Genomic DNA, 14,446 nt, shown 5'->3' with positions numbered 1-14,446 from the left:
GCAAGTCTTGAATTTAGAAAATGCTAAAATTATTTTTTGGAAACGGCACTAGTGTCCATCTTTCACCTTGCCCTGTTCTTTCCCGGATTGTTCGACGGGGCTTCATCCTGTTTTTCGAGATTGTACTGGACAAACCGCCTCCGTCAACAGGAATAAAGTCCTTTGGTGGGATGGCCATGGAACATCGTATCCCCCCAAAGAGGATCCGCTACATGACGGACAGAGCCTATCGACGAGTCATGGCTTTATGGACCAGGGCTGGGGGGACCCCCAGCCGGCGACATTGCGGCTCCAGAATGGCGTCTAAAAAAACAGGACCTTGAAAAACAGAGACCCTTCCGGCATCCTGTTTTCGTTCCCAAAACCCGTGCCGAAAAGGGTCTCCTATGCACAGTAAACCATTTGGATTCTCTGAACAGATTGTACGGATGAAGCACAAAGCTGACAAGTTTGAATTGCGGTTGCGTCTGGTCCGATTCGCCCTGCAGGAGGGGGTCAAGCCGGCCGCCCGGACCTTCCAGACCACCCCCAAAACCGTCCGCAAGTGGCTGGACCGCTACCGGCAGGAACGCCTGGCCGGCCTGGAGGAACTGCCGCGAATCCCCCAATCCTGTCCCCACAAGATCCCGGCCGCCCTCGAACGCAGGATCGTATCCCTGCGAAAACAATACCCCTTCATGGGGGCTCGTCGGCTGGTGAACGAGCATCGTCTGCCCTGTTCCCATCAGGCGGTCAGCCGGGTGCTGAGGGACTACGGGCTGATCCAAAAACGAAGAAAAAAGCATCAAAAGAAAAAAGACCTGGCCCACATCAAACGCCGCTGGAGGCTGTTTGGACAGCTTTCGGTGGATACCAAGGACTTGACGGATATTCCCCATTACTGGCCGCAGCGGAAGGCCCTGGGGCTGCCTCGGTACCAGTTCACGGCCCGCGAAATCCGCAGCGGCATGATGTTCCTGGCCTATGCCGAGGAGAAATCCGCCTATAACGCCTGTCTGTTTGCCCGGCTGCTGGGCAACCACCTGAAGGCCTGCGGCATCGATATGCAGGCATTGAAATTTCAGACCGATAACGGCTCGGAGTTCATCGGCTGCTATCGGCAGGATAGAACGCGGGATGGGTTTGGCCCCACGGTGGAAGCATTCGGCGCCGCACACAAACGCATCCCCAATCGGGCCTGGAGCTACAACAGCGATGTGGAGACGGTACACCGAACGATTGAAGAGGAGTTCTTTAACCTGGAAACCTTTTCCTCGATTCGGGATTTTCATCAACGGGCGGCCTCCTATCAGGCCTGGTATAACCTGGTCCGCACAAACATGAATAAACAGCATAAGACCCCTTGGCAGATCGTGCGTCAAACCGATCCGAAAATCCCGATGCAGCTTGTCAGACTGCCGCCGATTATGTTAGACTGGTTGGGACCCGATTATATGACCAAAGAAGAATATGCACTGCGGGGGTACGATCTACCATGGCTTCCCTAATAAAGTCCTTTGGACTCTGCTCCAAGAAAATATCCGCCGCCAGCGGCCGGCATCCAGCCGCCAGTGGCCAGTTATCAGTCATCAGTTAAATTCATTTGCTTTCCTTCTTCGCTTTTTTTCGAATCTGTGAAATCTGCGAAATCTGTGGTTTCTTGCCTCAATCGGTGTCATCCGTGGTTACCGGAAGCTTCAACGGCCAGTGACCAGTTATCAGTCATCAGTGAGCGGTGAGCAGTTATATCCTGTAAAGTCACTGGCTTTTCTCCTTTGTATTTTTTCCCTTCCCCGTTCTTAATCTGTGTCATCCGTGTAATCCGTGGTTAATTTATTCGGATGTTCGATTTCGGATTTTTCCGGCTGCTGGATTCCCGCCTTTCTCCTTCGCTGAAGCTTCGGAGAACAAGTCGCGGGAATGACACGGGTCTGCGCGGGAACGACGGGGACTTGGGCGAGGGAAATAGCCCCGGGCGTAAGCCCGGGGAAAGAAATGGTACGCTCCCTACCTGCTTTTTCTCCCCGCCCTGGCGGGCGGGGCTATTCTTCAGCGGCCGGCGGCCAGTATCCAGCCGAAAAGCGGAGGCCAAAATCTCTTCTGTCGGTTTACAGAAAATCTCCACGAGAAAATTAGCCCCGGGCGTAAGCCCGGGGGAGATGAGGATGAGATTTTCATTCTCTTTCTCCCCGCCCTGGCGGGCGGGGCTATCCGCCGGCGGCCAGTAACCAGTCATCAGTTATCAGTCAGCAGTTATATCCTGTAAATCCATTCGCTTTTCTCCTTTGTATTTTTTTCCCTTCCCCGTTCTTAATCTGTGTCATCCGTGAAATCCGTGGTTAATTTATTCGGATGTTCGATTTCGGATTTCGGATCTTTCCGGCTGCTGGATTCCCGCCTGCCCGCTGATCTCAAAGGCCGCCTCCACCCGAAAGCCGGCCGTTCGCTCAGACCGCAGAAACCGACGCAGGCAGTCCACCTCCCTGCCCAGCGTGTAGTACCGGTCCGGGCAGCCGTCCTCAATTACACACGCTACGGTCTTCTTGCTATCCATGTCCAATCCGATATACTTGTTCATTGGAGCCTCCTGAAACCAAGGTTCTTGGGACGTTGGAAAACACGATCCCGTATATTAACCGAGCCGGGAGGCTCCGGTTACATAGCTTATCTGTGGTGAAAATTTGTTTCTTTCTCTTGTTCAATCTGTGAAATCCGCGGTTTCATAAAAACTCCGCCCTGCGTCGGCGGCTGTGCGGGCTTTCTGATTGACGAACGGGTCTGCAGACCCTACTATGTCCTGTATTCGATGCGGCCGTTCGCATCTATTCCAGGGAAAGAGACAATTTATGACGAAAGTCATTTTGCAAACGGATATTCCGGGCACAGCCGCCCGGCGCGGCAAGGTGCGGGACATCTACGACCTGGGCGACAAACTGTTGATTGCCGCCACCGACCGAATCAGCGCCTTCGATGTGATTATGAAAACCGGCATCCCCTATAAAGGGCAAGTGCTCACACAAATCTCCAAATTCTGGTTCGACTTTCTCGGCAGCGATGTGGAAAACCACCTGATTTCGATGGAGGTTCAGGACTTTCCGGAGCCGTTTCGAAGCCATCCTGCGCAGCTGGACGGCCGTTCGATGCTCGTCAAAAAAACCCGCGTCCTGCCGGTCGAATGCGTCGTGCGGGGCTATCTGGCCGGCTCCGGCTGGAAAGAATATCAGCAGAGCCGAACCGTCTGCAAAATCCGGCTGCCGGACGGCCTCAAGCAGTGCGACAAACTCCCCGAACCGATTTTCACCCCCGCCACCAAGGCCGAACAGGGCCAGCACGATGAAAATATCTCCTTCGAGCAATGCGTAAAGATATTAGGCCGCGACCGAGCCGAGTATGTGCGAACCAAAAGCATCGAAATCTTCCGCAAGGCAGGCGACTATGCCCGTTCGCGCGGCATTATTCTGGCCGATACCAAATTCGAATGGGGCGAGCTGGACGGCCGGATTATCCTCATTGATGAAGTGCTCACGCCCGATTCCTCACGTTTCTGGCCCGCGGACAAATACCAGCCCGGACGCGACCAGGAAAGCTTCGACAAGCAGTTTGTCCGCAACTATCTGGAAGACATTCGTTTTAACAAATCCGGTCCGGGGGTGGAGCTGCCCGAAGACATCGTCGCCAAAACCTCCGCCAAATACATCGAAGCGTACGAACGGCTGACCGGACGGCCCTTTCGGCGAGTCTAATCCCTATGGAATCCGTCATTCAGCTCGAACAGGTTTGCTTCTGCCGGAAAAACCGGACGATTCTGGACGGCATCAGCTGGCAGGTGCAGCGCGGTCAGCACTGGGCCCTGCTGGGGGCCAACGGCTCCGGCAAAACCACGCTGCTGAAAATCCTGGCCGGCTATGAATGGCCGACCTTCGGACGGGTCGTCGTCCAGCAGCAGACCTTCGGTGCTACGGACATCCGCAAACTCCGCCGGACCATTGGGCTGGTCAGCTCCACCCTGCAGCAGCGGCTGCCCGCTCAGGACAAGGCGATTGAGGTGGTTGCCTCCGGCCTGGATGCCACGCTCGGGCTGTACCGCCGGCCCAATCCTGAAGAAATGGAGCAGGCATTGGCAGCCCTGGCCCGTCTGCGGGCCGATGCAATTGCCGAGCAGTCCTACCAGACTCTCTCTCAGGGCGAACAGCAGAAAGTGATGATTGCCCGGGCCCTGGTCTGCCGGCCGACCCTGCTGATTCTGGATGAACCCTGCTCCGGCCTGGACCCGGCGGCGCGTGTGCGGTTCCTGAAAGACCTTGAATATATGATTGCTCAGCCGGAGGCTCCGTCCATCCTGTTCGTGACGCACCATATCGAAGAAATCGGCCCGTGGATTTCGCACGTGCTGCTGCTCAAAGACGGAAAAATCCTGGCCGCCGGCACCCAGGAGGAAACCATCACCTCCGAAAATATGGCCGCTATGCTCGGCTGCCGATGCGAGGCCTATTTCGTCCCGCCCCGCTGGCACCTGCTCATTGAGGAGTAAACAAAATGTCTGCCCGAAAGAACGGCTTGCAAACGATTATCATAGGGGTCCTTCTGACAGTTCTGCCGGGCTGTTCTCCCAACCGACCCGAGGAGACGGTTATGGTTTCTCAAGACCGCACAAGCGGCTTTTTCCCCACCGTAACCGGCCGGAATCTGGCCGGCCAAGCGTTCACGTTTCCCGACAATTTGCGCAAAGACTATAACCTGATTGCCGTGGCGTTTCTTCGGCAGCAGCAGGCTGATGTGGATACCTGGATTCCCAAAATGGAGGCGCTGGAGGCGCAGATTCCGTCGTTTGCTTTCTTCGAGGTGCCGACCATCCGCAAAATGAACCCGTTTTCCCGATGGTTTATTTATCAGGGGATGCGCGGAGGAATCCCGTCTCAGCCGGCCCGGCTGCGAACCGTAACGCTGCACATTGATAAGGAGCCGTTTAAGAAGGCCCTCGGCATCGAGACCGAAGAAACCATCTATCTGTTTCTGACCGACCGAACCGGCAAGATTCTCTGGCAGACGTCAGGGCCCTGGTCCGAGGACAAACACCAACAGCTGCTGGCGGTTCTGAATCCTTCCTTATAATCGACGCAGCTTGATGTTTTTGAACGAGACCTGGTTGCCGTGGTCCTGCAGCAGGATGTGGCCGGAATCCCACTCGCCGAAATCCGGCCAGATTTTGTATTTGCTCTCCTGCACCAGCTTGCGGAATTCAGGCGTTTTGCGTTCATATTCGAGGACCTTGCGGCCGTTGAGCCAGTGCTCCACGTGCGTGCCTTTGGAAATGATGCGGGCGTGGTTCCAGCGTCCGATAGGCCGCAGGTCTTTGTTGTCGGCGGCGATTAAGTCATACAGAGAAGCCAGCGTCCGGCTGCCGGGCTGGCTGCCCGCTTTGGCATCCGGATGCCGCAGGTCATCGAGCAGCTGGTATTCCAGACCGATGGCCGAACCGGGGCCTTTGTTCAGGTCCGGCTGGACGAAGTACTTGATGCCGCTGTTGGCCCCGGGGGACAGTTTAAACTCCAGCTGCAGTTCGAAATCCCTGTAGGTGTCCACAGTGATGATGTCGCCGCCGGCGGCGGACTCTTTGCCGCCGCTGTCCAGCACTGTCAGCACGCCGTTTTCAATCACCCAGCCCTGTTTGGGAAAGTCCGGCCCGCGGGCACTCCGCCAGCCGGTTGGGGTCTTGCCGTCAAACAGATACACCCAGCCCTGCGGGGCCTCCAGATTGCCCAGCTGATAATCCATCGACGTCAGCGGCAGCGGCATCGGCTTCAGATACGCCGCAGCATTTTCGTCAATGATGCGGATGTTGCGCCAGCGGACCTGAATGCCCTCTTTGGATTTGTCGGGGCCGACGGTGTGAACCTGCAGGGCGATAAAGCCGTTGGGAGTCAGCGAGTCGGACAGATGAGCCGCCGGCACATCATTAATCCAGGTGCGGATGACATCCCCGACCGCTTCGATGCGCAGGTGATTCCACTCGTTCTGCCGGAAGGCCGCACGGGCCTGCGGGTTCTTCTCGAGCGTAGCCAGCCAGCCGCGCCGGGCCTCGTCGTAAATCCCCGCCGTCCAGGCCCGGTCCGACGGGTCGATTTCGACCTGATAGCCGTGCACCCGGCCGTTGTTGTACTCCGGAACGCTGTGGGAGCGGATTTGGATGCCGGAATTGAGTCTGGGGTCAACCTTGAATTCCAGCTCGAGGATGAAATCCGAATAAAACTGCTGCGTGCACAGGAAGCTGTTGGGCGTATCCAGCACGGTTGTGCCGACAATGACTCCGTCCTCGACCGTGTACACGGCCTGACCGCCCTTCTGCTCCCAGCCCGTCAGGTCTTTGCCGTTAAAAAGCGGCTTCCACGGCTCCTGAGCCGATGCAGAAACCGAAACCATCCAAATCAAAATGATTCCAACCATGCGTCTGAACATTTGTATCTCCTTTCTCTTCAGCATTGAATCAGCGATTTCCAATCCCATATAGACAGGGCCCGGAGGGCGGCTGTTCCCAGCCGGCCTTCTTCGACGGACGCCTGCGGGTCATAGTCAATGACGGCAAATACGGTCGTCTGCCCGACCTGAGCAATCACATCGGGGCTGGTCTGCTCGGCAATGTCAGCCTGCGAGGCATTATACCCGCTGATGACAACGCCCGCCAACGGCAGACCGGCATCGCGGACGGCCTTGATGGTCAGCAGGGTATGATTAATTGTGCCCAGCCGCGGACGGGCGACAATCAGCGTCGGCAGGTCAAACTCCGCCGCCAAATCCAGAACCGTGTCGGTTTCCGTCAGCGGAACCATCGCCCCGCCGATGCCTTCCACGAGGACGGCATCCGACTGCTCGCACAATTGCCGCCAGGCCCAGCTGATGCGTCCGTAATCCAGAAAGCTATTTTCCAGGCGGCTGCACGTAATCGGGGCGGCGGGAATCTCAAAGGCAACCGGATTGACCACCTCCAGCGGCCAGTCGGTCTGCGAACAGGCGGCCAGAAACTCTGCATCCGTGCTGACCAGCCCTTCCGGCGTCCGCCGGCAGCCGCTGGCAACGGGCTTAAACACCCCGACCCGAAGCCCCTGTTCGGCCAGCAGACGGGCGATCGCTCCGGTAATCAGCGTTTTGCCTACGCCGGTATCCGTGCCGGTGATAAACAAACCGGGTTTTCGCGGCAGATTCAAACAAATTGCCATTTAAAGACCTCGAACGATTTTCGGAACATCGTTGCGAATCGTTTCTTCCACAATATCCAGCAGCGTCTGCAGGGTCGGCAAATCCATCGCCGGAGCAGGCATCAGGACAATCACATTGCCCAGCGGACGCATCATTGCTCCCTTCGGCCGCATTGCTGCACAGACTTTGGCGCCGAGCGTATGTTTATACGCAAACGGCTCCTTGGTTTTTTTATCGCAAACCAGCTCAATGCCCGCCATCAGGCCGCACTGACGGACATCGCCGACATAAGGCAGCTCCCGAATCCGCTCAAGGGCGGCGCGGACGGCGTCGATTTTCGGCGGCATCCGCTCCATGACCTGATGCTTCTCAAACAGCTGCAGCGACGCCAGGGCCGCTGCGCAGGCGAGGGCATTGCCGGTATAGGTGTGTCCGTGAAAGAAGGTTTTGAACTCTTCCGGACGGCCCAGAAAGGCATCGAAAATCTTCTGCGTCGTCAGCGTGGCCGCCAGCGGCAGATACCCGCCGGTGATGCCCTTGGCCAGACACATCAGGTCCGGACAAACCTGTTCGTGTTCGCAGGCGAACATCCGGCCCGTCCGTCCGAAGCCGGTCGCCACCTCATCGGCAATCAGCAGCACATCATAGCGGTCGGCCAGACGGCGAACCTCCCTAAGAAAGCCGGCCGGATGGACGAGCATGCCCGCCGCCCCCTGCACCAGCGGCTCGAGGATAATCCCCGCAATCTGCCCCGGATGACGCCGAAGCAGAAACTCCAGATTCTCCAGAGAAAACTCCGCACACTGCTGCGGCGTTCCCTCAAAACGGTACGGATGCGGGCTGGGGACAAAATAGGTCTCAAACAAAAGCGACTTAAAGATGCCGTGAAACAGCTCCATTCCGCCGACACTGACCGAACCGATGGTGTCGCCGTGATAGGCCTCCTGCACGGCGATAAACCGTGTCCGTTCTTTGCAGCCGAGATTCTGCCAGTATTGATAGGCCATCTTCAGGGCGATTTCGACGGCCGTGGCGCCGCTGTCGGAATAAAAAACCTTGCAGAGGCCTTTGGGGGCCATCTGCACCAGTCTTTCGGCCAGTTCAATCGAACGCGTCTGCCCCAGTCCCAGCAGGGTGCTGTGGGCAATCTGCTCCAGCTGCTCTCGAATCGCCTGATCAATCTCGGGCACGCGGTGGCCGTGCACATTGCACCAGAGGGAACTGACCCCGTCAATATACCGTCGGCCCTCCGTGTCTATCAGGTAAAATCCCTCTCCGCGCTCAATAATCACCGGCTCGCCGGCCAGCCAATCGGCCATCGGCGTAAACGGATGCCAGATATATTGTTTATCCAATTCAATCCATTCTTTTGTTGTCTTCATACCCTTATTGTACAGGAAAAACATTTTTTGAAAATGGTTAGGTCCCCAAAGTCGGAAGGAAACCATTGATTATCGGACCCGGCAGTTTTTGGCAAATCCATTTCTTCAGAATTCTCTAAAACCCTCCGCAAATATTGTCGATAAAGCCGACGGCCGTACTCGAGGATAGGCAGCAGCATCGGAAAAGTGTTATGATTATGAATCATTCTGCGCTTGGTCATCCGAAACCGACCCTCCGAAGCCGGACCGCGGTACAGGTTGTCCTGACAATCTGGCTGGGAACCGCCGTCTGCCTTGCCGGCGAGGAATCCGGCGCCGAAAAAACCCAGGACTTATTTGAACTGTCCATCGAAGAATTGATGGAAATTGAAATTGTCTCCTCGGCCACCCTGACCCGGACGAAGCCGCGGCTGGTGCCGGCTTCCGTCACCACCATCACCCAGGAAGATATCGCCGCCTCCGGGGCGCGGAGTCTGTTTGAGCTGCTGGATATCTACGTGCCGAATCTCCAGTGGATTCGCCATCACTGGGAATCGGACCACATGGGCCTGCGGGGCATCATCAACGACCGGGACGACAAATATCTGCTGCTGGTCAACGGCCGCAATATGAATGAGCGGACGCACTACGGCGCGCTGAGCGAACGGGATATTGTGATGCTCGGCGACATTCACCATATTGATATTGTGCGCGGGCCCGGCTCGGCGCTGTACGGCCCGGGTGCTGTGTCGATGGTGATTAACATCGTCACACACAGCGCCGCAACCTTCGAAGGCACGGAAATCACAACCCGAGCCGGAGCTGTGGAGGAGTTTTATACCACAGAAATCAAACAGGGCAAAAAATTCCACGACGGGGACGGCGGCTATTTCTGGTATGCAGGCATCGGCAAATATGTCGGCGCCGGCAAATACGATTCGGAGCAGATTTTCCCGCTGGACTTTCCCTCGGAGATTGACGAACCGTCCTGGGCGCCCAGCTGGGGCTGGAATTTCCGCACACCTCCGTGGATGCCGACTTATGGACTGAAAGCCGGTGAGGGACTTCACGACGGACCGGTGAATCGCGATGGGGCCGATGCGCGGGGTCTGCCGGCACTGAAGTTATTCGGTCAGATGGACATTGGAAACTGGAACCTCTGGCTGCGGTACACCCGCGGCGGCAAACAGTATCTCTATTCACCCGGAATGTGGGCCCTGCCGTATTGGGGCTACGGCGAAGTGATTTTCTGGGACTATGACCCCTTAACGGCTGAACACACCCGGCGTCGGACCCGGCCGAATTTTTACGGGTATCAGCAGCTGACCGGCACCATCGGATATACCCAGACCCTGGCGGACAATCTCCATATTGACTATGCCTTCAGTTATGACACCTTCCACTTTGTCCAGTACCGCCAGAACGCGGTCTCAGACGCCTATCGGGAAGATGAATATTACGGCAAAGCCCTGCTTCGATGGCAGATGAATGAGCGGCACAGCTTCGCCTTCGGCGCAGAACTGTCGCATCAGGAACTCGGGCTGAAGGCCCACGGCTGGCCGGACATGGCTCCGCTCAGCCAGCGGCTCAACCCGAATACCATTCCGATGCCGCGGTGGTCCACGAATCTGGTTTCATTTCTGGCCGAACATCAGTGGACGCTCAGCGACCAATGGACGACGTTCCTCGGGGCCCGCCTGGACAACCACACGTACACGAGCTGGATGTTCTCGCCCCGGCTGGCTGTGGTCCACACCCCGACGGAAAAGGACACCTTCAAATTGATGGCGGCCCGTTCGGTGCGGGCGAATGTGGAAGAAGAAATGCGCTATCAGGCGGAAACCCTCGGCGGCGACAGCGACCCGGAAATTCTGGACAGTTTCGAACTGCGCTATGAACGAAAACACAGCCGAAACCTGGACTGGGCAGCCACCGTCTTCCTTCATCACAAACTGGATGTGATTTCCTGGGATGATGATGCCGCCCAGACGCTGCCGGTCGGCACACAGAGAGAATACGGAATCGAACTGGAGGCCCTGTATCATACGGAAAAAACCCGGTTGAGAGTGTCCCACGGATTCACCAAGCTGCTTGACTTCGAGCTGGAGCCCGGACGAAGCACTTACATCACCGCCAAACCCTACGGCTTTGGCAATGACTTGGCTAATTGGTCAAACCACATCACCAAAATCAATCTGCGGCACCGGCTGGATGAAAAATGGACGATGGACGCCTCCCTGCGGTACTATTGGGGATTCCCGGGGATGAAGGACTATGCGGACTATGACCCTTACGCCTGGCCCGGCGGAGCGTTCAGTCAGGAAAACACCGGCACGACGTATCCGGACGGAACGCCGTTTCCGGAGCATCGGTTTATCGAAGAGGGCTGGGAAAAGGCCTATCGATGCAATCTGTTTCTGAATCTGGGACTCCAGTACAAGCCCAATCGGAACACCACCCTGGGCCTGTACGGATACAATCTGCTGGGGCTGTTTGACAAACATCTGAACAAACGAAATTATCTGGTCAGCCACGGCGATTACCGCACACACGCACCGGCGGTATCGGTCTCGCTGACCTATCAATGGTAGCCGCCGAATCGGCACACGGTGCTGTCCCCTGAAAAAGCCGTTCCGCTTTCTGAATCGTTGACATCTTTTGCGGCATCGGATATAGTCCATCCCTGTCTTTGCGGGTTGTTTTAAAACAAGGGAATGAGAACTCAAACGACCGCGGAACGGTCAGGGAGAATCGCCATGGAGCCCATCGCACGGATCCGAAATCTCGCCATGTTCAGTTTGTTTCTGTCCGCCGGCGTCCTTGCCGAAGAGGCTGTGCCGGACTGGGAGAATGCGGCTGTATTCCGAATCAACAAAGAACCGGCCCGGGCCACATTCATCCCGTTTGAAACCGTCGAACAGGCCCGGACGCTCGAACGGGCCAAAAGTCCGTTCTACCGCTCGCTGAACGGCTACTGGAAATTTCACTGGTCGCCGGACCCGCAGAGCCGTCCGGCTGATTTCTACAAACCGGAGTTTTCCGTCAGCAGCTGGAAGGAAATTCCCGTCCCCTCCAACTGGCAAATGCACGGGTACGATGTTCCGATTTACACCAACGTTACCTATCCGTTCCACAAAGACCCGCCCCGCGTGATGGGCACGCCGCCGGAACATTTCACCACCTTCAAAACGCGCAACCCCGTCGGGTCGTATCGAACCACGTTTCCGGTTCCCCTCCAATGGAAGGACCGGGAAGTGTTCATTGTCTTTGACGGCGTCGAGTCGGCGTTTTATCTGTGGATAAACGGACAAAAGGTCGGCTACAGTCAGGACAGCCGCACGCCGGCGGAGTTCCGGATTACTCCCTATCTGAAAAGCGGAGATAATATTCTGGCTGTTGAAGTGTACCGCTTCTCCGACGGCTCCTATCTGGAAGACCAGGATTTCTGGCGGCTCAGCGGCATCTTCCGGGATGTGTATTTGTATTCCGCACCGGCCGTCCGAATTCGCGACTTTTTTGTCAAGACCGACCTGGACAGCGATTACCGGGATGCTGTTTTGAGCGTAACGGTCGATGTGAGCAACGATGGTCCGGTCCCCGCCGCCCTGCCGAAGCTGGAGGGAACGCTGTTTGATAAAAGCGGCCGAGTCATTGCTTCGCTCAAGCCCGCCGCCGCCCCGAAACGAATCGGCGCCGGCGAGGAAATTGCCCTCGAAATGCGGGCCGACGTGAAAAATCCCCTCAAATGGACGGCGGAAACGCCGCATCTGTACCGTTTGGTTCTTACCCTGGGCAAAGAGGCCGTCGGATGCAATGTGGGCTTCCGCAAGGTGGAAATCAAAGACGGCGTGCTGCTGGTCAACGGCAAATATGTGTACCTGAAAGGAGTCAACCGGCACGAACACGACCCGGATACGGGACACACCGTCAGCCGGGAATCGATGATTCAGGACATCTGCCTGATGAAGCAGTACAACATCAACGCCGTCCGCACCAGTCATTATCCGAATGTTCCGATGTGGTACGACCTGTGCGATGAATACGGTCTGTATGTCGTCGATGAAGCCAACATTGAATCCCACGCCCTGATGAACTATTCGAATCTGTTTGATTCGCTCGGCAATGACCCGATGTGGAAGGAAGCCCACCTGGACCGCACCAAGAACATGGTGGAGCGGGATAAAAATCATCCCTGCATCATCATCTGGTCGCTGGGCAACGAGGCGGGAGACGGGGCGAACTTTGAGGCCACCAGCGACTGGATTCGCCGGCGCGACCCGAGCCGTCCGGTCCAGTACGAGCCGGCGCGGGAGCGTCCCCTGACGGATATTGTCTGCCCGATGTACGCCCGGATTCATCAGATTGAGGCCTACGCCAAGCGGAAGGATATTTACCGCCCCCTGATTCTGTGCGAGTATTCGCACGCCATGGGCAACAGCTGCGGCAATCTGGCCGACTACTGGGTCGTCATCGAAAAATACAGGGCCCTTCAGGGCGGGTTTATCTGGGACTGGGTGGACCAGGGGCTGCGGAAAAAAGACCCCGCCACGGGCCGTCTATTCTGGGCTTATGGGGGCGACTTCGGCGACCAGCCCAATGACGGCAATTTCTGCTGCAACGGTCTGGTTCAGCCTGACCGCAAACCCAATCCGCATCTGTATGAGGTCAAAAAGGTCTATCAGAATGTAGCGGTCCAGCCGATTGATTTAAACAGAGGACTGGTGGAAATCGAGAACAAGTATGTGTTTACCAACCTGAAAGACCTGCTGGAGGCCGACTGGGAACTGACGGAAAACGGCGCCGTGATCGCCCGCGGCAGTCTCGGACGGCAGGATATTCCCCCCGGCAGACGCAAACAGCTCTTTATCCCGCTGCCCAGCTACAAATGGAGCCCGTTCTGCGAATATCACCTGACCGTCTCCTTCCGTCTGGCTGACGACCAGCCCTGGGCCAAGCGCGGGCATCTGCTGGCCTGGGAACAGATGGAGCTGAGAAAACGGGAGAACCCCGCTCCGCTGCCGCAGCCCAACCCGCAGCGGAAGGCCCCGGCCGTGACGGAAACGCAGGAAGTTGTCCGTGTTCAGGGCGACACTTTCACCGCCGTGTTCAGCAAATCCCTCGGAGCCCTGGTCTCCTACAAAATCAAAGACCAGGAAATGCTCACAGAGCCCCTGGTGCCGAATTTCTGGCGGGTGCCGACGGATAACGACAACGGCAATAGAATGCCGCGGCGGCTTCGGGTCTGGAAGACAGCCGCTCAGGACCCCAAAGTGGATTCCGTCGAAGTGGAAACCCTCCGCGACGGACAGATTCAGGTGCGGTTCGCTCTGACCTTGAAAGCCGGAAATTCCAAACTGGACCTGCGTTATCTGGTTTACTCCGGCGGCGAAATCCTCGTCGAAAACCATTTTGCGGGCAAAGGCGACCTGCCGGAAATGCCCCGCTTCGGCATGCAGATGAAAATCCCCAACCGGTTCGCTCTGCTCCGCTGGTACGGACGCGGTCCGCACGAAAGCTACTGGGACCGGCTGACCGGAGCGGCTGTGGGGATTTATGAAGAGATTGTGACGGACCCCAAACATATGTATATCCGTCCGCAGGAATACGGCAACAAAACCGACGTGCGGTGGATGACCCTGACGGACAGAAACGGACACGGTCTGAAAATCACCGGTCTGCCGCTTCTGTATGTCAGCGCATGGCCCTGGTCGATGGAGGACCTCGAAAATGCCAAACATCCGCATGAACTGCCGGACCGGGATTTCCTGACCGTCAATATCGACTACAAACAGATGGGCGTCGGCGGCGATGACAGCTGGGGAGCCCAACCCCACGCGCAATATACCCTGCCGGCCAAGGACAAAGAGTATGGATACAGCTTCCTGATTGAGCCGATTGTGCCCTGACAAACG

Annotated in this window: 10 protein-coding genes; 6 read left to right on the top strand and 4 right to left on the bottom strand. The window is 57.0% G+C overall.

Annotation, left to right across the window (positions count from 1 at the left end; translation table 11 throughout):
* The first annotated feature begins 428 nt into the window (after nt 1-428).
* Nucleotides 429-1,487, top strand: a complete 1,059-nt coding sequence (locus WHS88_11010; GenBank protein MEJ5260706.1) for a helix-turn-helix domain-containing protein — start codon at nt 429-431, stop codon at nt 1,485-1,487.
* Nucleotides 1,488-2,323: 836 nt separating this feature from the next.
* Here WHS88_11010 and WHS88_11005 read toward each other — a convergent pair.
* Entirely contained in the window at nt 2,324-2,557 is a 234-nt protein-coding gene (locus WHS88_11005) for a hypothetical protein (protein MEJ5260705.1), read from the bottom strand.
* 268 nt (nt 2,558-2,825) lie between these two features.
* Between WHS88_11005 and WHS88_11000 the strand changes: the two genes are divergently transcribed.
* The 3 genes from WHS88_11000 to WHS88_10990 all read left to right on the top strand — a co-directional run bounded on the left by WHS88_11000 (nt 2,826) and on the right by WHS88_10990 (nt 5,091).
* Nucleotides 2,826-3,722 carry a phosphoribosylaminoimidazolesuccinocarboxamide synthase gene (locus tag WHS88_11000; protein ID MEJ5260704.1) on the top strand — a complete coding sequence of 299 codons (897 nt, stop codon included), beginning with the start codon at nt 2,826-2,828 and terminating at the stop codon, nt 3,720-3,722.
* A 5-nt stretch (nt 3,723-3,727) separates the two neighbouring features.
* Nucleotides 3,728-4,510 carry an ABC transporter ATP-binding protein gene (locus tag WHS88_10995; GenBank protein MEJ5260703.1) on the top strand — a complete coding sequence of 261 codons (783 nt, stop codon included), beginning with the start codon at nt 3,728-3,730 and terminating at the stop codon, nt 4,508-4,510.
* A 101-nt stretch (nt 4,511-4,611) separates the two neighbouring features.
* The gene (locus WHS88_10990; GenBank protein MEJ5260702.1) at nt 4,612-5,091 is read left to right on the top strand and encodes a hypothetical protein; all 480 of its coding nucleotides are present in this window, start codon (nt 4,612-4,614) and stop codon (nt 5,089-5,091) included.
* Here WHS88_10990 and WHS88_10985 read toward each other — a convergent pair.
* The 3 genes from WHS88_10985 to bioA are packed head-to-tail and all read right to left on the bottom strand — an operon-like array spanning nt 5,086 to nt 8,555.
* Nucleotides 5,086-6,435: a DUF1080 domain-containing protein gene (locus tag WHS88_10985; GenBank protein ID MEJ5260701.1), complete on the bottom strand. Its 1,350-nt coding sequence runs from the start codon at nt 6,433-6,435 to the stop codon at nt 5,086-5,088. The genes WHS88_10990 and WHS88_10985 overlap by 6 nt on opposite strands.
* A gap of 17 nt (nt 6,436-6,452) precedes the next feature.
* Complete coding sequence (bioD, locus tag WHS88_10980; GenBank protein ID MEJ5260700.1) at nt 6,453-7,193, bottom strand: dethiobiotin synthase; 741 nt, start codon at nt 7,191-7,193, stop codon at nt 6,453-6,455.
* Nucleotides 7,194-8,555 (bottom strand): adenosylmethionine--8-amino-7-oxononanoate transaminase, encoded by a 1,362-nt coding sequence (gene bioA, locus WHS88_10975; protein ID MEJ5260699.1) that lies wholly within the window; start codon nt 8,553-8,555, stop codon nt 7,194-7,196.
* Between the two features lie 197 nt (nt 8,556-8,752).
* Between bioA and WHS88_10970 the strand changes: the two genes are divergently transcribed.
* Both WHS88_10970 and WHS88_10965 read left to right on the top strand, forming a co-directional pair.
* On the top strand, nt 8,753-11,125 hold the full coding sequence (locus WHS88_10970) for a TonB-dependent receptor (protein ID MEJ5260698.1): 2,373 nt from the start codon (nt 8,753-8,755) through the stop codon (nt 11,123-11,125).
* Nucleotides 11,126-11,290: 165 nt separating this feature from the next.
* Complete coding sequence (locus tag WHS88_10965; protein ID MEJ5260697.1) at nt 11,291-14,440, top strand: glycoside hydrolase family 2 TIM barrel-domain containing protein; 3,150 nt, start codon at nt 11,291-11,293, stop codon at nt 14,438-14,440.
* Nucleotides 14,441-14,446 lie beyond the last annotated feature (6 nt).

It is taken from the genome of Anaerohalosphaeraceae bacterium, assembly GCA_037479115.1.
In the GTDB taxonomy this organism is placed as follows: domain Bacteria; phylum Planctomycetota; class Phycisphaerae; order Sedimentisphaerales; family Anaerohalosphaeraceae; genus JAHDQI01.
This window is presented reverse-complemented; position numbering and strand designations above follow the sequence as displayed.

What these genes read in the sequence shown, in the direction of transcription:
- WHS88_10995 (MEJ5260703.1), top strand. Translation starts at nt 3,728, where the DNA reads ATGGAATCCGTCATTCAGCTCGAACAGGTTTGCTTCTGCCGGAAAAAC.
- WHS88_11010 (MEJ5260706.1), top strand. Translation starts at nt 429, where the DNA reads ATGAAGCACAAAGCTGACAAGTTTGAATTGCGGTTGCGTCTGGTCCGA.
- WHS88_11005 (MEJ5260705.1), bottom strand. Translation starts at nt 2,557, where the DNA reads ATGAACAAGTATATCGGATTGGACATGGATAGCAAGAAGACCGTAGCG.
- bioA (MEJ5260699.1), bottom strand. Translation starts at nt 8,555, where the DNA reads ATGAAGACAACAAAAGAATGGATTGAATTGGATAAACAATATATCTGG.
- WHS88_10990 (MEJ5260702.1), top strand. Translation starts at nt 4,612, where the DNA reads ATGGTTTCTCAAGACCGCACAAGCGGCTTTTTCCCCACCGTAACCGGC.
- WHS88_10965 (MEJ5260697.1), top strand. Translation starts at nt 11,291, where the DNA reads ATGGAGCCCATCGCACGGATCCGAAATCTCGCCATGTTCAGTTTGTTT.
- WHS88_10970 (MEJ5260698.1), top strand. Translation starts at nt 8,753, where the DNA reads ATGAATCATTCTGCGCTTGGTCATCCGAAACCGACCCTCCGAAGCCGG.
- WHS88_10985 (MEJ5260701.1), bottom strand. Translation starts at nt 6,435, where the DNA reads ATGTTCAGACGCATGGTTGGAATCATTTTGATTTGGATGGTTTCGGTT.
- bioD (MEJ5260700.1), bottom strand. Translation starts at nt 7,193, where the DNA reads ATGGCAATTTGTTTGAATCTGCCGCGAAAACCCGGTTTGTTTATCACC.
- WHS88_11000 (MEJ5260704.1), top strand. Translation starts at nt 2,826, where the DNA reads ATGACGAAAGTCATTTTGCAAACGGATATTCCGGGCACAGCCGCCCGG.